At 71.9% G+C, this 19,200-nt stretch carries 17 protein-coding genes; 10 read left to right on the forward strand and 7 right to left on the reverse strand.

What is annotated here, in order from left to right; genetic code table 11:
* Nucleotides 1-92: 92 nt before the first annotated feature.
* Together ACIP93_RS10970 and ACIP93_RS10975 are read right to left on the reverse strand one after the other, a co-directional pair.
* Nucleotides 93-827: a methyltransferase domain-containing protein gene (locus tag ACIP93_RS10970; protein WP_345226531.1), complete on the reverse strand. Its 735-nt coding sequence runs from the start codon at nucleotides 825-827 to the stop codon at nucleotides 93-95.
* A gap of 95 nt (nucleotides 828-922) precedes the next feature.
* Nucleotides 923-1,528: a DUF3043 domain-containing protein gene (locus ACIP93_RS10975; RefSeq protein WP_345223626.1), complete on the reverse strand. Its 606-nt coding sequence runs from the start codon at nucleotides 1,526-1,528 to the stop codon at nucleotides 923-925.
* A 274-nt stretch (nucleotides 1,529-1,802) separates the two neighbouring features.
* On the opposite strand from ACIP93_RS10975, the gene ACIP93_RS10980 reads away from it, so the two are divergent.
* From ACIP93_RS10980 to ACIP93_RS11000, 5 genes are all read left to right on the forward strand, one after another.
* Nucleotides 1,803-2,606 (forward strand): PspA/IM30 family protein, encoded by an 804-nt coding sequence (locus ACIP93_RS10980; RefSeq protein WP_345223629.1) that lies wholly within the window; start codon nucleotides 1,803-1,805, stop codon nucleotides 2,604-2,606.
* 34 nt (nucleotides 2,607-2,640) lie between these two features.
* The gene (locus tag ACIP93_RS10985) at nucleotides 2,641-2,919 is read left to right on the forward strand and encodes a hypothetical protein (RefSeq protein ID WP_345223631.1); all 279 of its coding nucleotides are present in this window, start codon (nucleotides 2,641-2,643) and stop codon (nucleotides 2,917-2,919) included.
* Between the two features lie 338 nt (nucleotides 2,920-3,257).
* Complete coding sequence (locus ACIP93_RS10990) at nucleotides 3,258-4,571, forward strand: sensor histidine kinase (RefSeq protein WP_401757489.1); 1,314 nt, start codon at nucleotides 3,258-3,260, stop codon at nucleotides 4,569-4,571.
* Complete coding sequence (locus ACIP93_RS10995) at nucleotides 4,568-5,284, forward strand: response regulator transcription factor (protein WP_345223637.1); 717 nt, start codon at nucleotides 4,568-4,570, stop codon at nucleotides 5,282-5,284. The genes ACIP93_RS10990 and ACIP93_RS10995 overlap by 4 nt, the downstream gene beginning before the upstream one ends.
* 329 nt (nucleotides 5,285-5,613) lie before the next feature.
* The gene (locus ACIP93_RS11000) at nucleotides 5,614-8,787 is read left to right on the forward strand and encodes an efflux RND transporter permease subunit (RefSeq protein WP_401757491.1); all 3,174 of its coding nucleotides are present in this window, start codon (nucleotides 5,614-5,616) and stop codon (nucleotides 8,785-8,787) included.
* A gap of 75 nt (nucleotides 8,788-8,862) precedes the next feature.
* Here ACIP93_RS11000 and ACIP93_RS11005 read toward each other — a convergent pair whose 3' ends face one another.
* Both ACIP93_RS11005 and nadA read right to left on the reverse strand, forming a co-directional pair.
* On the reverse strand, nucleotides 8,863-9,258 hold the full coding sequence (locus ACIP93_RS11005) for a YciI family protein (protein ID WP_401757493.1): 396 nt from the start codon (nucleotides 9,256-9,258) through the stop codon (nucleotides 8,863-8,865).
* A gap of 138 nt (nucleotides 9,259-9,396) precedes the next feature.
* A complete protein-coding gene (gene nadA / locus ACIP93_RS11010) occupies nucleotides 9,397-10,593 on the reverse strand; it encodes a quinolinate synthase NadA (RefSeq protein ID WP_380836964.1) in 1,197 nt (398 codons plus the stop codon).
* 310 nt (nucleotides 10,594-10,903) lie between these two features.
* Between nadA and ACIP93_RS11015 the strand changes: the two genes are divergently transcribed.
* Complete coding sequence (locus ACIP93_RS11015; protein WP_345223644.1) at nucleotides 10,904-11,260, forward strand: iron-sulfur cluster assembly accessory protein; 357 nt, start codon at nucleotides 10,904-10,906, stop codon at nucleotides 11,258-11,260.
* 99 nt (nucleotides 11,261-11,359) lie between these two features.
* Here ACIP93_RS11015 and ACIP93_RS11020 read toward each other — a convergent pair whose 3' ends face one another.
* Complete coding sequence (locus tag ACIP93_RS11020) at nucleotides 11,360-12,817, reverse strand: hypothetical protein (RefSeq protein ID WP_401757496.1); 1,458 nt, start codon at nucleotides 12,815-12,817, stop codon at nucleotides 11,360-11,362.
* Nucleotides 12,818-12,915: 98 nt separating this feature from the next.
* The gene (locus ACIP93_RS11025) at nucleotides 12,916-13,134 is read right to left on the reverse strand and encodes a hypothetical protein (protein WP_345223648.1); all 219 of its coding nucleotides are present in this window, start codon (nucleotides 13,132-13,134) and stop codon (nucleotides 12,916-12,918) included.
* Nucleotides 13,135-13,326: 192 nt separating this feature from the next.
* Here ACIP93_RS11025 and ACIP93_RS11030 point away from each other — a divergent pair, with 192 nt between their 5' ends.
* Nucleotides 13,327-14,301, forward strand: a complete 975-nt coding sequence (locus ACIP93_RS11030) for a carbohydrate kinase family protein (RefSeq protein ID WP_345223650.1) — start codon at nucleotides 13,327-13,329, stop codon at nucleotides 14,299-14,301.
* A 78-nt stretch (nucleotides 14,302-14,379) separates the two neighbouring features.
* On the opposite strand, the gene ACIP93_RS11035 is transcribed toward ACIP93_RS11030, so the two are convergent.
* Nucleotides 14,380-15,759 (reverse strand): cysteine desulfurase/sulfurtransferase TusA family protein, encoded by a 1,380-nt coding sequence (locus tag ACIP93_RS11035; RefSeq protein WP_401757498.1) that lies wholly within the window; start codon nucleotides 15,757-15,759, stop codon nucleotides 14,380-14,382.
* Nucleotides 15,760-16,047: 288 nt separating this feature from the next.
* On the opposite strand from ACIP93_RS11035, the gene coxB reads away from it, so the two are divergent.
* The 3 genes from coxB to ACIP93_RS11050 are packed head-to-tail and all read left to right on the forward strand — an operon-like array spanning nucleotide 16,048 to nucleotide 19,180.
* Nucleotides 16,048-17,046, forward strand: a complete 999-nt coding sequence (gene coxB / locus ACIP93_RS11040) for a cytochrome c oxidase subunit II (RefSeq protein WP_345223651.1) — start codon at nucleotides 16,048-16,050, stop codon at nucleotides 17,044-17,046.
* Nucleotides 17,043-18,785 (forward strand): cytochrome c oxidase subunit I, encoded by a 1,743-nt coding sequence (gene ctaD / locus ACIP93_RS11045; protein ID WP_345223654.1) that lies wholly within the window; start codon nucleotides 17,043-17,045, stop codon nucleotides 18,783-18,785. Before coxB ends, ctaD begins: the two co-directional genes overlap by 4 nt.
* The gene (locus ACIP93_RS11050; protein ID WP_345223656.1) at nucleotides 18,782-19,180 is read left to right on the forward strand and encodes a cytochrome c oxidase subunit 4; all 399 of its coding nucleotides are present in this window, start codon (nucleotides 18,782-18,784) and stop codon (nucleotides 19,178-19,180) included. Before ctaD ends, ACIP93_RS11050 begins: the two co-directional genes overlap by 4 nt.
* Nucleotides 19,181-19,200: the final 20 nt, after the last annotated feature.

Here is a 19,200-nt window from a genome sequence, read left to right on the forward strand (position 1 = left end):
CGGGCTGCTGCGGGTTCTGGGTCACGCTGAAGCGGACGCGGTACGGGCCGTTCCACCTGACGGGGACGGCGAGGTTCTTCCGCCGCCCGGCCTCAGCCCCGTACGCCGCACAGGTGCAGCAGCGCCGCGACCCGCCGGTACGGGTCGGTGCGCCCGGCCCGGTCCTCCAGCTCCAGCACCCGCGCCAGCTCGTCCGCCGCGAGCGGCTGCGCCCCGTCCGGCTCGTTGTCGGTGAAGACCCGCACCCCGTACCAGGCGTGCAGCGGGGCCGCGATCCCGGCGAGCGTCGCGGTCAGCGCGTCCAGCCGGTCGGCCCGCACGCGCAGCCCGAGCCGGTTCGTGTACGCCGGCGTGTCCAGCGCGCCGAGGGCCCCCGCCCAGTCCCCGGCGAGCCCGGGGCGCATCGCGAGGGCGTCCGCGTTGCGTACGAGCAGGGACAGCAGCCCGCCGGGGGCCAGCATCCGGGCCAGCCCCGCCACGAAGGCGTCCGGCTCGGCGACGTGCATCAGGACCCCGTGGCAGAGCACGACGTCGAAGCTGCCGGGCAGGAAGTGCACCCCGGTGTCGCGGCCGTCGCCGTGCATCAGCCGTACGCGCTCGCGGATTCCGGCGGGTTCGTCGGCGAGCGCCCGGCGGGCCGCGGCCAGCAGGTCGCCGTCGGACTCCAGGCCCGTCACCTGATGGCCCGCGCGGGCCAGGCGCAGGGCCTGGGTGCCCGGGCCCGTGCCGACGTCGAGCACCCGCAGCCGCCGGCCGACCGGGAAGCGCGCCGATATCTGCTCGTCGAGCTGCCGGGCGACCAGCTCCTGCCGCACCGTGGTGCGCAGGCCCCCCGGCCCCGCGACGGATGCGGAGGAAGCCCCGCCGAAATCCGCCGGAGCGGCGGTCGACGGGGCTCCCGAAACCTGGGGGGTGTCCGTGCTCAGGGCCGTTCCCCGCGCTTGACCTGCGGCTTCGGCAGGCGCAGCCGGCGCATCTGGAGCGAGCGCATCAGGCCGTACGCGATGACGCCGCGCTTGGGCTCGTCCGGGAAGCGGGCGTTGACCTGCTTCTTCAGCCGGATCGCCAGCCCGATCGAGTCGATCACGATGAGGACGATGACGACCATCCACAGCAGCAGCGAGACCGTCTGGAGGTTGCCGACCTGGATCATGCTCAGCACCAGGATGATCACCGCCATCGGCAGGAAGAACTCCGCGACGAAGAAGCGCGAGTCGACGAAGTCGCGGGTGAACCTGCGCACCGGGCCCTTGTCACGGACGGGCAGGTACCGCTCGTCACCGCTGGCGAGCGCCTCGCGCTGCTTGGCGAGGTCGGCGCGGCGGGCCTCCCGCTGGCGCTTCATCGCCTCCTTGCGGTTCGCCGGGGGCGTCGCAGCGGTACGCCGCTGCGACTGCGCCACGGCGCGCTTCGGGGTGGGACGCCCCTTGGGCGCCTGCGGGTCACGGGGCTGCTTGGAGAGGTCGGCCGTCACCTTGTCGGTGACGGCGGTCTTCTCAGCGCTGGAGTTGGCACGGCTACGGAACACAAAACCCAAGGGTACGGGTTGCGGCGCATGCACCCCAGCGTCAGGGGGAACGATCCGGCAACACCTGCGTCCATCCGGCCCCCCCCGCCGCCCCGACGGCGGCCTTGCCAGGGTCGCCTCTACTCCCTACGCCTGAGCCCGGCCGGCCACAGTCGTCCCTAAGGACGAGCGCATCGGCGCCGGAACAGTGCGGTAATGGAGACAGGGCCCGTAGTGTTGGGTCCGTTGGAGTGGCCAGGAGCCGGAGTCCGTCAGAAGGGGGCGCGCGAAGCCCATGAGCGGTGTCATGAAGCGTATGGGGATGATCTTCCGCGCGAAGGCGAACAAGGCCCTTGACCGGGCCGAAGACCCGCGGGAGACGCTGGACTACTCGTACCAGAAGCAGCTCGAACTGCTGCAGAAGGTACGACGCGGGGTCGCCGACGTAGCCACGTCGCGCAAGCGGCTCGAACTGCAGCTCAACGGGTTGCAGAGCCAGTCCTCCAAGCTGGAGGACCAGGGGCGCAAGGCGCTCGCGCTCGGCCGGGAGGACCTCGCCCGCGAGGCGCTGTCCCGCCGTGCCGCGCTGCAGCAGCAGGTGTCCGACCTGGAGGTGCAGCACCAGACCCTCCAGGGCGAGGAGGAGAAGCTGACGCTGGCGGCCCAGCGCCTCCAGGCCAAGGTGGACGCCTTCCGCACGAAGAAGGAGACCATCAAGGCCACCTACACCGCCGCCCAGGCGCAGACCCGGATCGCGGAGTCCTTCTCCGGCATCTCCGAGGAGATGAGCGACGTCGGCGTCGCGATCCAGCGCGCCGAGGACAAGACCGCGCAGCTCCAGGCCCGGGCGGGCGCGATCGACGAACTGCTCGCCTCGGGCGCGCTGGACGACTCCTCCGGGCTCGCCAAGGACGACATCCAGGCCGAGCTGGACCGCCTCTCCGGCGGTACGGACGTCGAGCTGGAGCTCCAGCGGATGAAGCAGGAGCTGGCCGGCGGGCCGTCGCAGCAGGCGATCGAGGGCGGGCAGGGACAGAGCACTGGCCAGCAGGGCCACCAGGTCCAGGACCAGTCCCGCCCCCGCTTCGACAAGCAGTAGCAGCCCGTCCCCGAGTCCCGACAGGAGGAGCGCCGTGATCGTACGGATCATGGGCGAGGGCCAGCTCGACCTGGCCGACAGCCACTTCGCCGAGCTGAACGCGCTCGACGACGAACTGCTGGCGGAGATGGAGGTCGGGGACGGTCCCGGCTTCCGGCGCACGCTGGGCGCTCTCCTGGACGCGGTCCGGGCCCTGGGGACGCCCCTGCCGGACGACTCGCTGGCGCCCTCGGAGCTGATCCTGCCGGCGCCGGACTCGACGCTGGAGGAAGTCCGCTCCCTCCTCTCCGACGACGGCCTCATCCCGGGCTGACCCCGCCCCTCCCTCCCACTCCTCACTGAGCCCCGGCGCCCCCCCCGGCCCCGGGGCTCAGCCCTTCTCACCGGGAACGGTTCCCGTGCGGGCGCGCCGTGGCTGGTCGCACGGTTCCCCGCGCCCCTGTCGGGGCGCATCCCGGGTCGGAGTCGTGCGGGTGCGTCGTGGTTGCTCGCGCGGTTCCCCGTGCCCCTGGAGGGGCGTCGCCCCGGGTGGGGAGTGTGCGGATGCGTCGTGGTTGCTCGCGCGGTTCCCCGTGCCCCTGGAGGGGCCCGGCCGCGCGGGGGAGCCGGGGGTCGGCGCGGAGGCGTGCTCCGGGCCCGTACCGTGAAGGCATGAGCCGCAGTCGCCGCCCCGAGAGCGGTCTCGCCCGTCCCCGCGGCTGGCTGCGCAGCCACCCCCTCGCCTTCGACGCCGGTCTCGCCGCCCTCGTCCTCGTCTGCATGATCGGCGCCTCGTTCGCCGACCCGCACGACGGCGTGCACGGCCCCTCCTTCGGCGCCCGCACCCCCGACCCCCGCGGCGTCGTCCTCATGGTGTGCGCGGCCGTCGCCCTCGTGTACCGCCGCCGCAGCCCCCTGCCCGTCCTGGCCGTCACCGGCTCCCTCGCCGTCGCCGCGCTCGCGTTCACGTCCAGCGACCCGCCCGCCCCCGTCGCCATGAGCGCGGTCGTCGCCCTGTACACCGTCGCGGCCCGCACCGACCGCCCCACCACCTGGCGCATCGGGCTGCTCACGATGGTCGTCCTGACCGGCGCGGCCATGCTCTTCAGCGAGGGCCCCTGGTACGCCCAGGACAACGTGGGGCTGTTCGCCTGGACCGGGATCGGGGCGAGCGCCGGGGACGCGGTCCGTTCCCGCCGCGCCTTCGTCGACGCCATGCGCGAGCGCGCCGAACGCGCCGAGCGCACCCGCGAGGAGGAGGCCCGCCGGCGCGTCGCCGAGGAGCGGCTGCGCATCGCCCGCGAGCTGCACGACGTCGTCGCCCACCACATCGCGCTCGTCAACGTGCAGGCCGGGGTGGCGGCCCACGTCATGGACAGGCGGCCCGACCAGGCCAAGGAGGCCCTCGCCCACGTCCGTGCGGCCAGCCGCTCCGCACTGGGCGAACTCCGCGCCACCGTCGGCCTGCTCCGCCAGTCCGGCGACCCCTCCGCCCCCACCGAACCCGCCCCCGGCCTCGCCGTCCTGGACGCCCTCCTGGACACCTTCCGCAACGCCGGGCTGCCCGTCGCCCTCACCCGTACCGACGACGACCGGGCCCTCCCCGCCTCCGTCGACCTGACCGCGTACCGGATCGTCCAGGAAGCCCTCACCAACGTCCGCAAGCACGCGGGACCCGGCGCCGAGGCCGAGGTCGGCGTCGTGCGCGGCGGGGACGTGCTGGAGGTGACCGTCCTCGACGACGGCACCGAGACCCCGCCCCCGGCCACCGAGGGCGGCCACGGACTCCTCGGCATGCGCGAACGCGTCAGCGCCCTCGGCGGCGCCCTCACCGCGGGACCCCGCCCCGGCGGCGGCTTCCGCGTGCATGCGATCCTGCCCGTCACAGCCGGTACCCGGGCGGCCGCCGCCCGGCCCGCCGGCGCCGGGGACACCGCAGCCGCGCCCCGCCCACAGCAGCCCGGCCCGGGGGAGAAGCACGCATGAGTACGACGCCCGAGGCAGCCCTGCCGCCCATCAAGGTCCTCCTCGCCGACGACCAGGCCCTCCTGCGCAGCGCCTTCCGGGTGCTCGTCGACTCCGAGCCCGACATGGAGGTCGTGGCGGAGGCCGCCGACGGCGCGCAGGCCCTGGAGCTGACCCGCCGCCACCGGCCCGACGTCGTCCTGATGGACATCCGGATGCCCGGCACCGACGGCCTCGCCGCCACCCGCGAGATCGGCGCGGACCCCGGGCTGGCGGCCGTGCACGTCGTGATGCTCACGACCTTCGAGGTCGACGAGTACGTCGTCGAGTCGATCCGCGCGGGAGCCTCCGGCTTCCTCGGCAAGGGCGCCGAGCCCGACGAGCTCCTCAACGCCATCCGAATCGCCGCCGGCGGGGAGGCCCTCCTGTCGCCGGCCGCCACCAAGGGGCTGATCGCCACCTTCCTCGCCCAGGGCGAGGGACACGCCCCGCGGCCCGCCCCCGACGGCATGCACGCCGCCCGCCTGGCCGCCCTCACCGTCCGGGAGCGCGAGGTCCTCGTCCACGTCGGCGGCGGCAACTCCAACGACGAGATCGCCGAACTCCTCGCCGTCAGCCCCCTCACCGTGAAGACCCACGTCAACCGGGCCATGGCCAAGCTCGGCGCCCGCGACCGCGCGCAACTCGTCGTCTTCGCCTACGAGTCCGGCCTGGTCCGCCCCCGCACGGACTGACCTCCCGGGCCCGCCCGGGTCCGGTGCGGACCGGCGGCGGTCCCGGTCCCGCGCGGACGCGCCCCGGCCGTCGCGCGGCCCGGCGCCCCGGACGGCTCCCGAAGCGGTCCGCCCCGCCCCGTACGCCCAAGGGTGGAGCGCCACCGCGCCCCCGCGTACTCCACCTGCGGTACACCCCCGCCCAGAAAGGCACCTGGGGCCGACAAGGACCGGTCCGCGGATGCCGGATCGTATGGAACGGACCACCCGTGCCCCCGCCCCGCACCCCGCGGAGGGGCCCGTCCGCCTGCATCCTCGCCGCCGAGCGCCACGGAAGAGAGACCCCACCCATGTCCTGGCTGTCCAGGTTCAGCCTCGCCCAACGGGCCTTGATAGGGCTGATGTCGATCGTCGCGATCGTGTTCGGTGCGATCGCGATTCCGCAGCTCAAGCAGCAACTGCTGCCGACCATCGAACTCCCGATGGTGTCCGTGGTCGCCCCCTACCAGGGCGCCGCCCCCGACGTGGTCGAGAAGCAGGTCGTCGAGCCCCTCGAGAACTCCCTCAAGGCCGTCGACGGCATCGAGTCCATCACCTCCACGGCGAGCGAGGGCTCCGCCGTGATCATGGCCCAGTTCGACTACGGGGACGAGGGCTCCAAGCAGCTCGTCGCCGACGTCCAGCAGGCCGTCAACCGCTCCCGCGCGCTGCTCCCCAAGGACGTCGACCCGCAGGTCGTGGCCGGTTCCACCGACGACCTGCCGACCGTCACCCTGGCCGTGACCTCCGACCTGGACCAGCAGGCGCTCGCCGCCCGGCTGGACCGCACGGTCGTCCCGGTGCTGAAGAACATCGAGGGCGTCAGCCAGGTCACCGTCGCCGGCGTCCAGGAGCTCCGGGTCACCGTCACCCCCGACGACGCGAAGCTGGCCGCCGCCGGACTCAACGCGATGACGCTCGGCCAGGCGCTCCAGCAGGCGGGGGCCGCCGTCCCGGCCGGCGCGTTCACCGAGGACGGCAGGAGCCGCACCGTCCAGGTCGGCGGCGCCCTCACCTCGCTCCGGCAGATCCAGGACCTGCGGATCAGCGGTCAGGCCAAGCCCGGTGACACCACGCCCCCCGCTCCCGTGCGCCTCGGCGACGTGGCCGCGGTCCAGGAGAAGCCCGCCCCGGCCACCTCCCTGACCCGCACCAACGGCAGGCCCAGCCTGTCCGTCTCGATCACCATGGACCAGGACGGCAGCGCCGTCGCCATCTCGAAGGCCGTCAAGGACAAGCTGCCCGAGCTGCGCGACGGCCTCGGCTCCGGCGCCACCCTGACCACCGTCTTCGACCAGGGCCCCTCCGTCTCCAAGTCGATCTCCGGCCTGACCACCGAGGGCGCGCTCGGTCTCGCCTTCGCGGTCGTCGTCATCCTGGTCTTCCTGGCGTCGGTCCGTTCGACGCTGGTCACCGCGATCTCGATCCCGCTGTCGGTCGTCCTCGCGCTGATCGTGCTGTGGACGCGGGACCTGTCCCTCAACGTCCTGACCCTCGGCGCGCTGACCATCGCCATCGGCCGCGTCGTCGACGACTCGATCGTCGTCCTGGAGAACATCAAGCGCCACCTCTCCTACGGCGAGGAGCGCCACCAGGCCATCACCACCGCCGTGAAGGAGGTCGCGGGCGCGGTCACCGCCTCCACCCTCACCACGGTCGCCGTCTTCCTGCCCATCGGCCTGGTCGGCGGCATGGTCGGCCAGCTCTTCGGCTCGTTCTCGATCACCGTCACCGCCGCCCTGCTGGCCTCGCTGCTGGTCTCCCTCACCGTCGTACCGGTCTTCTCGTACTGGTTCCTGCGCGCCCCCAAGGGCTCCGGAGGCGACGCCGCCCCGGCGACGGCAGCCGAACTGCGCCGGGCCGCCGAGGAGAAGGAGAACAAGAGCCGCCTCCAGCGGATGTACGTCCCCGTGCTGCGCTTCGCCACCAAGCGCCGCCTGGTCAGCGTGGGGATCGCGGTCGTCGTGCTCGCGGTCACCGTGCCGATGGCCGGGATGCTCAAGACCAACTTCTTCGACGAGGGCGAGCAGGACACCCTCTCGCTCACCCAGAAGCTGGCGCCCGGCACCGGCCTGGAGGCCTCCGACGAGGCCGCGCGCAAGGTCGAGAAGGTCATCGAGTCCGTCGACCAGGTGAAGGACTACCAGGTCACCGTGGGCTCGTCCGGCATGATGGCGGCCTTCGGCGGCGGCTCAGGCGCCAACCAGGCCTCGTACCAGCTGACCCTGAAGAGCGCCGAGGACACCGAGGCGGTCACCGAGGAGCTGGAGGACAAGCTGGCCGGCCTCAAGGGCGCCGGGCAGACCAAGGTCGGCGGGGGCGGCGGCTTCGGCGGCCAGGACCTGAGCGTCGTCGTCAAGGCGTCCGACGCCGACACCCTGGCCAGGGCCTCCGAGCAGGTCCGCAAGGCCGTGGCCGGGCTGGATGACGTCACCGACGTGCAGAGCGACCTGGCCCAGTCGGTGCCGCGCATCTCCGTCAAGGGCACCGAGAGGTCCGCCCGGGCGGGCCTCAGCGACGCGGCGCTCGGCGCGGTCGTCGCCCAGGCCGTCCGGGGCACCCCGGCGGGCAAGGCCGTGCTGGACAGCACCGAGCGCGACATCGTCGTCACCTCGGCGAAGCCCGCGACGACGCTGGACGAGCTGAAGAACCTGCCGCTCGGCCCGGGCGCGACCCTCGGCCGGCTCGCCGACGTCAAGCTGGTCGACGGCCCGGTCTCCATGACCCGCATCGACGGCGCCCGCTCGGCGACCGTCACCGCCAAGCCGGTCGGCGACAACACGGGCGCCGTCTCCGCCGCCCTCACCAAGAAGATCGACGAGGTGGAGAAGGAACTGCCGCAGGGCGCTTACGTCTCCGTCGGCGGTGTCTCCTCCGACATGGACGACACCTTCGGCAAGCTCTTCCTGGCCATGCTGGCGGCCGTCGCGATCGTCTTCATGCTGCTGGTGGCGACCTTCAAGTCGCTGATCCAGCCGCTGATCCTGCTGGTGTCCATCCCGTTCGCCGCCACCGGCGCGATCGGCCTGCTGCTCGCCACCGGCACCCCGATGGGCGTCCCGGCGATGATCGGCATGCTGATGCTCATCGGCATCGTGGTCACCAACGCGATCGTGCTGATCGACCTGATCAACCAGTACCGGGCCGAGGGCCTGGGCGTCGTCGAAGCGGTCGTCGAGGGCGGCCGGCACCGACTGCGCCCGATCCTCATGACGGCCCTCGCGACCATCTTCGCGCTGCTGCCGATGGCGCTGGGCATCACCGGCGAGGGCGGCTTCATCTCCAAGCCGCTGGCCATCGTGGTGATCGGCGGCCTGATCACCTCGACGCTGCTCACCCTCCTCCTGGTGCCGACGCTGTACGCCGTGGTGGAACTCCGCAAGGAGCGCCGGGCGGCGAAGAAGGCGGCCAGGAAGGGCGGACCGGACGGCCCCGACGCGGCCGCCGGGGCGAAGGACGGCGACCGGGAGCCGGTGACCGTCTGACCCTCCTTGGCACGGCATGAGTAAGGGGCGCCCTCCCTGGAGGGCGCCCCTTACTCATGTGCTCATGCCGTGGCCTCAGGCCGTCGTGGGCTCGTACTCCGGAAGCGGGTGCACCTCGACCGGGTCGTTGCCCGGCGTGCCGCCGGGGCCGGGACAGGCGGAGGCGCGCGCCGCGATCTCGTACGCCCGCTCCTCGCTCTTCACGTCCACCACCCAGTACCCGGCCAGGATCGGGCCCTTGACCGCCTGGCCGTCGGTGACGCGGGGCTTTCCGTCGGAGTCCGCCCGTACGGTCTTCGCCAGCGAGGGCCCGCCGAGCCCCCGCGCCTCGACCATCTCGCCCGCCGAGGTCAGCTCGTTGTTCAGGTCTTCCATGTGGGCGAACATCGCCTGCATGTCGTCCTGCGAGTAGCTCGACATGACGCTGTCCCACTCGGCGGCGTCGACGTTCATCTGGATCATGTACAGCATGGCGTGCGCTCCTCGGACCGATGCGTTTCTTCCGGCGTGCTGCCGTTCTGGAGGGTTGACCGCTCCTTCCAGCGAAACTCATCGGTCCCCGGGCCGCCATCACAGCGGCGGGACCCGTTGCGGGAGCGCCGCGGCCGGCTACGGCAGCGCCAGCATCCGCTCCAGCGCCAGCTTGGCGAAGCTCTCCGTCTCCCGGTCCACCTCGATCCGGTTGACCAGCGTGCCCTCCGCCAGCGACTCCAGCGTCCACACCAGGTGCGGCAGGTCGATGCGGTTCATGGTCGAGCAGAAGCAGACCGTCTTGTCGAGGAAGACGACCTCCTTGTCCGGGTGCGCGTTGGCCAGCCGGCGCACCAGGTTCAGCTCGGTGCCGATCGCCCACTTCGAACCGGCCTCGGCCGCCTCCAGGGCCTTGATGATGTACTCCGTCGAGCCGACCTCGTCCGCCGCCGCGACGACCTCGTGCTTGCACTCGGGGTGCACCAGGACCCGTACCCCCGGAATCCGGGCCCGTACGTCCTCCACGGACTCCAGCGAGAAGCGCCCGTGCACCGAGCAGTGCCCGCGCCACAGGATCATCTTCGCGTCGCGGAGCTGCTCGGCGGTCAGCCCGCCGTTGGGCTTGTGCGGGTTGTACAGGACGCAGTCGTCCAGCGACATCCCCATGTCCCGCACGGCGGTGTTGCGCCCCAGGTGCTGGTCCGGCAGGAAGAGCACCTTCTCGCCCTGCTCGAAGGCCCAGTCCAGGGCCCGCTTCGCGTTGGAGGAGGTGCAGATGGTGCCGCCGTGCTTGCCGGTGAAGGCCTTGATGTCGGCGGAGGAGTTCATGTACGACACGGGCACCACGGCATCGGCGACGCCGGCGTCCGTGAGCACGTCCCAGCACTCCGCGACCTGCTCGGCGGTGGCCATGTCGGCCATCGAGCAGCCCGCCGCCAGGTCCGGCAGCACGACCTTCTGGTCGTCGGAGGTGAGGATGTCCGCGGACTCGGCCATGAAGTGCACGCCGCAGAAGACGATGTACTCGGCCTCCGGCCTGGCGGCCGCGTCCCTGGCCAGCTTGAAGGAGTCGCCGGTCACGTCGGCGAACTGGATGACCTCGTCGCGCTGGTAGTGGTGGCCGAGCACGAAGACCTTGTCCCCGAGCTTCTCCTTGGCCGCGCGGGCGCGCTCCACCAGGTCCGGGTCGGACGGGGACGGCAGGTCGCCGGGGCACTCGACGCCGCGCTCGCTGCGCGGGTCGGCCTCGCGGCCGAGCAGCAGCAGGGCGAGGGGGGAGGGCTGGACGTCGAGCTCGACGGCCTGGCGGGGCTGGGCGGTGGTCACGACACGCACCCTTTCTGTTCTGCGAGATGCGAGAGCGGCCCCGGAGGATGGAACGAAGGGCCTTTTCGTCAAAACGACGCTATCTATGATAAACGCTTCACGTCAGTTTGACGATGCCGCTCTCGTCGATGTGACGAATTCCCGGCGGGCGGCAAGGGGCCCTCCCGGGGCGGGTTTCCGCCCCACTGCCCCCGTTCCGGACGGATGCGGGTGTGCGAGCATGAAAGGAGCACCATCCACGCTCAGGCCCGGAATGAATCCGCGGCCCCGTCGGTTGCAACCGTCGGCAAGCAGTCCGTACAACCCGGGAGAGATGTAGATGTCCGTTCAGGACGACAAGACCACCGTGAGCGACGGCATTCTCCTGTCCGACGCCGCCGCGGCCAAGGTGAAGGCCCTGCTCGACCAGGAGGGCCGCGACGACCTGGCGCTCCGCGTCGCCGTGCAGCCCGGCGGCTGCTCGGGTCTGCGGTACCAGCTCTTCTTCGACGAGCGCTCGCTCGACGGCGACGTCGTCAAGGACTTCGACGGTGTGAAGGTCGTCACCGACCGGATGAGCGCCCCCTACCTGGGCGGCGCCTCCATCGACTTCGTCGACACCATCGAGAAGCAGGGCTTCACGATCGACAACCCCAACGCCACGGGCTCCTGCGCCTGCGGCGACTCGTTCAACTGACGAACGGGACCTCGGCGCGAGCGAAGGCGGTGGGCACGGACCCGAGGGTCCGTGCCCACCGCCTTCGTCGTTCTCCGCGTTCTCCGCCCCCGGCCCGCCTCACCCCCGGGGGACGGGCTTCCCGTCCTCGCCGACCACCCGCCGCCCGTCGAGCGGCCCGCTCAGCTCCACCGAAGCCGTCAGCTTCTTCGCGACCGCGACGCACATCCGCTCGGGATCGGGGTCCGTCTCCACGACCCGTACCCGCACCACGCCGCCGTCCTCGACCGCCTTCGCGGCGTACGTGCTGCACGCCCCGCCCCAGAAGCCGAGCGTGAGCCTCCTGCCGTCCGTCGCGTACGACTCGACCTTCCGGTCCGGAACCGTCCCCGGCGTGAGCGTCGCCGGGTCCTCCGCCGGGGGCGCGGGCGCCTTCAGGAACGCCGGGTCCACCGCCGGGTAGGTCACCGTCTCCCGCGCCGCTCCGCCCCCCGGCGCCACCCGCAGCAGCCAGGACGGCACGAGCATCTGCTGCCCGTCCGCGTACTGGACCGCGAGACCGAAGGCCGCGGACGCGATGTCCACGGTGCGCGGCGCGGTCGTGCGCGGCGCACACGGCGGGAGCTCGCCCACCGGAGGCCCCACCTCCACCGTCTCCCGCGGCGTCTCCTTCTCCCGCACGGGCACCGGGTCGGCGCAGCCCGCGATGTCGGGCCGCACCCCGCGCGCCGCCCGGTTCAGCAGCTCGATCGCCTTCTGCGCCCCGATCGTCGGGTACGCGGCACCCCGGGTCAGCGGCGTCAACTGGCCGCTGCCGCCCACCACGTCGCCCCCCGGCCCGACCGGCAGGCCGGTCGTCCAGCCGTACGTGGGCAGCCCGCCGACCACCGGGTCCGCGTTCACCACCCGCGACCCGCCCAGCACCTGCGAAGCGTCCAGCTTCGCGCCCGCGAGCCCCAGGGCCCTGAGCACCGGGGCGGCGGCCCTCTTCGCGGTCCCCTCGTCCACCGGCGTCCCCGAGGCGCACTGCTTGCCCCGCACACAGTCGACGCTGCCGCCGCCGTCCGTCCGGGAGTGCCGGGTGAAGGTCCACATGCCGGGAGCCCGCTGCGTCACCCGCAGCCGCGCCCCCGTGCCGTCCGGCCCGGCTCCGACCTGCCAGGAGTCGCCGCTGAGCCTCGGGGCGCCCTCGACGCCCAGCGCCTTCGCGAGCCGGGCCACCTCGGCCGCGCCGACCGCGCCCTGCGCCCGGTGCACCGGGGCCGTCGCGGGAGCCTTCGGCAGCGCGCCGTCGGCCCGGTAGACCACCGGGCCGTGCCCGTACGGGTCCGGCTCGCCCGGCGCGATGCCGGCCGGGCCCGTGCCCGTACCGCCGGAGGTGGCGTCCGTGCCGCTGCCGAGGGAGAGCGGGGGAGGGGCGCCGCCGGGGGCGCGCGGGCTGCTCGGCGCGCCGCCGCCCGCGGTGGACGCCCAGTACGCGCCGCCGCCGCCCACCAGCAGCACGGCGGCCGCCACCGAGGCCGCGACCAGCGGAATCCGTCGCCGGGGGCCTTCTTGCGCCTGCTGCTCGCTGCTCACCGGATCGCTCCCTCGCCCGCACCACCGCCGGATGCCTCCCGCACAGGAGACACCGGTGTGACGGAGCGCGCCCGCGCGCGGTTCCCCGTGGGCGCGGGTCAGGCCCCGTACTCGGGCATCGCGCCCACCAGCCGCGCCGAGGCGGAGGGCACCACGACGCCGTGGATCAGCGACGCGGGGACGTGCACGACGTCCGCGGCCGGGACCGCCCAGTGCGGCACCATGCGCGCGCAGTCCCCGTGCAGTTGTGCCCAGCCCCCGTCGGCGTCGGCACGGAGGGGCCGGCCGGAAGGGGCGGTGACGCTGTGCTCGTGCATGCGAAGGGCTCCCGTGCTCAAGGGGCCGCCTTGACGCGGAACCCCGGTCTCCTCGCACCGTACGCACCTGCCGTCGCGACGAAAAAGCCCTACTATCGGGTAGTTTTGCCTCGTCGGCCGAACGGGTCCCAACCGGTAGCGTGAAGCGTCGTTCTCTTCCGTCCCGTCGTCCCCCCAGGGAGCACCCCCGCCGTGCGTATCGCAGTCACCGGCTCCATCGCCACCGACCACCTCATGACCTTCCCCGGCCGTTTCGCCGACCAGCTGGTCGCGGACCAGCTGCACACGGTCTCCCTCTCCTTCCTCGTCGACACCCTCGACGTACGGCGCGGCGGTGTCGGCGCCAACATCTGCTTCGGCATGGGCCAGCTCGGCGCCCGGCCGATCCTGGTCGGCGCGGCCGGCGCCGACTTCGACGAGTACCGCGCCTGGCTGGACCGGCACGGCGTGGACACCGCCTCCGTCCGCATCTCCGAGGTGCTGCACACGGCGCGCTTCGTGTGCACCACGGACGCCGACCACAACCAGATCGGCTCCTTCTACACGGGCGCGATGAGCGAGGCCCGCCAGATCGAACTGAAGTCCGTCGCCGACCGCGTGGGCGGCCTGGACCTGGTCCTGATCGGCGCCGACGACCCCGAGGCGATGCTCCGGCACACCGAGGAGTGCCGCTCGCGCACCATCCCCTTCGCCGCGGACTTCTCGCAGCAGATCGCGCGCATGTCGGGCGACGACATCCGCACCCTGCTCGAAGGCGCGACGTACCTCTTCTCCAACGAGTACGAGAAGGGCCTGATCGAGTCGAAGACCGGCTGGACGGACGCCGAGATCCTCGCCAAGGTCGGCCACCGCGTCACCACGCTGGGCTCGCGCGGCGTGCGCATCGAGAAGCTCGGCCTGGAGCCCATCGAGGTGGGCTGCCCGGAGGAGGACGCGAAGGTCGACCCGACCGGCGTGGGCGACGCCCTCCGCGCGGGCTTCCTCTCGGGCCTGTCCTGGGGCGTGAGCCACGAGCGCGCGGCGCAGGTCGGCTGCATGCTCGCCACCCTGGTCATCGAGACCCTGGGCACCCAGGAGTACACCCTGAGCCGGGCCCGCTTCCTGGAGCGCTTCACCAAGGCGTACGGCGAAGAGGCCGCCGCCGACGTCCAGAAGCACCTGGCCTGACGGCCCGCGCCGGTCCCGCGCCCCGTCCGGGGCCCGGGGCCGGCGCTCCTCCCGGTACGGCGGGGCCGGGGCCCGGCGCTACTGGGTCCGCCGGACCACGTAGCGCCCCCGCGCCGTCTCCCCGACGTACTCCTGCCCCCGCATCCCGCACCACGCCGGGATGTCCAGCCGGGCCGCCGCGTCGTCGGCGAGCACGGTCACCGTGCCCCCGACCGGCACGTCGCCGATGACCTTCGCCAGCTCGATCACCGGAATCGGGCAGCGCCTGCCCAGCGCGTCCACGACGAGGGACCCGGGGCCCGCCGCGGCGCCGCCGGACGCCTCGCCCGGCGCGCCGAGCGCCCCCCGCACCCCCGCCACCGCCTCGGGCAGCACCCGCAGGAACCGCTCCACGTCCTCCTCCGCCGCCCCCCTCGGCAGCGAGACCCGTACGTTCCCCTCCGACAGCACCCCCATCGCCCGCAGCACGTGACTGGGCGTGAGCGTGCTGCTGGTGCACGACGACCCCGACGACACCGAGAAGCCCTCCGCGTCCAGCGCGTGCAACAGGCTCTCCCCGTCGACGTACAGGCACGAGAACGTCACCACGTGCGGCAGCCGGCGCACCGGGTCGCCGACCACCTCCACGTCCGGCACGCCCTCCCGCACCCCCGCCCGGATCCGCTCCACCAGGGCCCGCAGCCGCGCCGCCTCCGCGTCGGCCTCCGTCCGCACCGCCCGCAGCGACGCGGCCGCCGCCACGACGGCGGGCAGATTCACGAACCCGGGGGAGCGCCCCGCCTCCCGCTCGTCCACCGCCCCCGGCGCCGCGAACCGCACGCCCTTGCGGACCGCCAGCAGCCCCACCCCCGCCGGGCCGCCCCACTTGTGCGCGCTCGCGGTCAGCACCGACCACGGCCCGCGCACCTCCCCCCACCCCAGCGACTGCGCCGCGTCCACCAGCAGCGGCACACCTGCCTCCCGGCACGCGTGTGCGACCTCCTCGACCGGCTGGAGGGTGCCGACCTCGTGGTTGGCGGACTGCAGGCAGGCCAGGGCGGTCCCCTCCGTCTCCACCGCCCGTACGAAATCAGCCACGTCCACGGCCCCGTACGACGACACCGGCACCTCCTGCGCCGACCCGCCGCCCGCCACATGGGCGTCGGCCGAATGGAGCACGGAGGAGTGCTCGACCGCGGAGCGGACCAGACGGCGGCCGACACGCCGACGCGCGGCGAGCACTCCGGCAATCGCGGTGTGCACCGCGTGCGTTCCCGAAGGGGTGAAAACCAGCTCGTCCGCGCGGCAGCCCACGGCCTCCGCCGCGGCCTCCCGGGCGGCGTCCAGCAGCAGCCTCGCCCGCCGTCCCTCCCGGTACAGCCGGGCCGGATCGGCCCACCCCTCGTCCAGGGAGGCAAGCAGCGCCTGGTGGGCGACGGGGTGCAGGGGGGCGGCGGAGGCTGCGTCGAAGTAGGGCACGCGGCCACGCTAGCCGCCGGGTGCGCCCGGCCCCGTACCGCCGTCGGGGAAGGGTCCGTCAGTTCCCGGGCGGAGGCGGTGCTTCCGCCCGGGAACTGACGGCGGAGCCATCCCTTCGGGGCGCGGTGCGGCGCGTTGGGCACCCTCCCCGCGCGACCCCAAATAGCGTCCAGTAGGGTTTGGTCCGCATAAACATCCAAACCCCTGCCCGCGTCAGGGCCGGCGACCGACCTAGACAGACGGCCGCAGCCACTACACGCGCGGGCGAGACTCTCGGGAAGGCGCTACGTGAGTCCCAACGGCTCCGACCGCTCGTCGCGGCGCCCGATGCGGCGGAAGCTGCTCCAGGTGCTGACCGCGGGCGTGGTCCTGGCGACCGCCTCTGGTTGCTCGTACACATGGGAGGACTTCCCCCGACTGGGGATGCCCACCCCGGTAACGGAAGAGGCGCCGCGAATCCTCTCCCTCTGGCAGGGCTCGTGGGCGGCTGCGCTCGTCACGGGCGTGCTGGTGTGGGGCCTGATCCTGTGGAGCGTCATCTTCCATCGGCGCAGCCGCACCAAGGTCGAGGTACCTCCGCAGACCCGGTACAACCTGCCCATCGAGGCGCTGTACACGGTCGCACCCATCATCATCGTCTCGGTGCTGTTCTACTTCACCGCCCGCGACGAGTCGAAGCTCCTGCATCTCGACGAGAAGCCGACGCACACGGTCAACGTGGTCGGCTACCAGTGGAGCTGGGGCTTCAACTACGTCGAGGACGTGGACGGCAACACCGCCACGGGTCCGCAGACGGACCCCAAGACCAAGCTGAAGACCGGCGTTCCCAAGGAACTGAACGCCATCCCGGACCGCTACTCCAAGCAGTTCCCGGACGGCGCCGAGGGCGTCTACGACTACGGCATCCCGGGCACCCGGAACCCCGAGAACGGCAACCCGGGCCCGACCCTGGTGCTGCCCAAGGGCGAGCGGGTCCGGTTCGTGCTGACGTCCCGTGACGTCATCCACTCCTTCTGGGTGGTGCCGTTCCTGATGAAGCAGGACGTCATCCCGGGCCACACCAACGCCTTCGAGGTGACCCCCAACAAGGAGGGCATCTTCATGGGCAAGTGCGCCGAGCTCTGCGGCGTGGACCACTCCCGGATGCTCTTCAACGTCAAGGTCGTCTCCCCGGAGGAGTACCGGCAGCACCTCAAGGACCTGGCGAAGAAGGGGCAGACCGGATACATCCCGTCCGGCATCGCCCAGACCGACCCGGCCCGGAATGCGGAGACGAACAAACTGTGAGCATCCTCAACGAACCCAAGGGTGCCGCGGCAGCAGTCGACTCGTACGAGAACGAGCTGCCGGTGCGGCGCAAGGAGCCGGGCAACATCGTGATCAAGTGGCTCACCACCACTGACCACAAGACGATCGGCTCGATGTACCTCATCACGTCGTTCGTGTTCTTCATCATCGGCGGCGTCATGGCGCTCTTCATGCGCGCCGAACTCGCTCGTCCCGGCACGCAGCTCATGTCGAACGAGCAGTTCAACCAGGCGTTCACGATGCACGGCACGATCATGCTGCTGATGTTCGCGACGCCGCTGTTCGCCGGATTCGCGAACTGGATCATGCCGCTGCAGATCGGCGCGCCCGACGTGGCGTTCCCGCGGCTGAACATGTTCGCGTACTGGCTGTACCTCTTCGGCTCGATCATCGCGGTGGCCGGCTTCCTCACCCCGCAGGGCGCCGCCGACTTCGGCTGGTTCGCCTACTCCCCGCTGTCGGACGCGGTCCGCTCGCCGGGCGTCGGCGCCGACATGTGGATCATGGGTCTGGCCTTCTCCGGCTTCGGCACGATCCTCGGCTCGGTCAACTTCATCACCACGATCATCTGCATGCGCGCGCCCGGCATGACGATGTTCCGGATGCCGATCTTCACCTGGAACGTGCTGCTGACCGGTGTGCTGGTCCTGCTCGCCTTCCCGGTGCTGGCGGCCGCGCTGTTCGCCCTGGAGGCGGACCGCAAGTTCGGCGCCCACATCTTCGACGCCGCCAACGGCGGCGCGATTCTGTGGCAACACCTCTTCTGGTTCTTCGGACACCCAGAGGTGTACATCATCGCCCTGCCGTTCTTCGGCATCATCTCCGAGGTCATTCCGGTCTTCAGCCGCAAGCCGATGTTCGGCTACATCGGTCTGATCGCCGCGACCATCGCGATCGCCGGCCTCTCGGTGACCGTCTGGGCCCACCACATGTACGTGACGGGCGGCGTGCTGTTGCCGTTCTTCTCGTTCATGACGTTCCTCATCGCGGTGCCGACCGGTGTGAAGTTCTTCAACTGGATCGGCACGATGTGGAAGGGCTCACTGTCCTTCGAGACCCCGATGCTCTGGGCCGTCGGCTTCCTGATCACCTTCACCTTCGGTGGTCTGACCGGCGTCATCCTGGCCTCGCCCCCGATGGACTTCCACGTCTCCGACTCGTACTTCGTCGTCGCGCACTTCCACTACGTCATCTTCGGCACCGTGGTCTTCGCGATGTTCTCCGGCTTCCACTTCTGGTGGCCGAAGTTCACCGGCAAGATGCTGGACGAGCGGCTCGGCAAGATCACCTTCTGGACGCTGTTCGTGGGCTTCCACGGCACGTTCCTGGTGCAGCACTGGCTGGGCGCCGAGGGCATGCCGCGTCGTTACGCGGACTACCTGGCGGCCGACGGCTTCACCGCGCTGAACACGATCTCCACCATCAGCTCCTTCCTGCTGGGCCTGTCGATGCTGCCGTTCTTCTACAACGTGTGGAAGACCGCGAAGTACGGCAAGAAGATCGAGGTCGACGACCCCTGGGGCTACGGCCGTTCGCTCGAATGGGCGACGTCCTGCCCGCCGCCGCGGCACAACTTCCTCACGCTGCCGCGCATCCGGTCCGAATCCCCGGCCTTTGACCTGCACCACCCGGAGATCTCCGCGATCGACCAGCTGGAGAACCACCGGGACAACGGCATCGAGCCGCTCGCTCTCAGCTCGAAGGAGTCCGGCAAGTGAAGATTCAAGGCTGGCTCTTCATCTGGCTGAGCGTGTTCGTCGGGATCATGGCCGTCGTGTACGGCGTGTGGTCCAAGGAGCCCGCGGGCACCACGGCGCTCGTCCTGGCCTTCGGCCTGAGCCTCATGATCGGCTTCTACCTGGCCTTCACGGCCAAGCGGGTCGACGCCATGGCCCAGGACAACAAGCAGGCCGACGTCGCGGACGAGGCCGGCGAGCTGGGCTTCTTCGCCCCGCACAGCTGGCAGCCGCTCTCGCTGGCGATCGGCGGCGGTTTCGCCTTCCTCGCCATCGCGATCGGCTGGTGGCTGCTGTTCTTCTCGCTGCCGCTGATCATGGTCGGCCTGTTCGGCTGGGTCTTCGAGTTCTACCGCGGTGAGAACCGCACCCAGTAGCACTCGCCACCAGGCGCCTC

The organism is Streptomyces sp. NPDC088745, assembly GCF_044751045.1.
Taxonomy (GTDB): Bacteria; Actinomycetota; Actinomycetes; order Streptomycetales; family Streptomycetaceae; genus Streptomyces; species Streptomyces cremeus.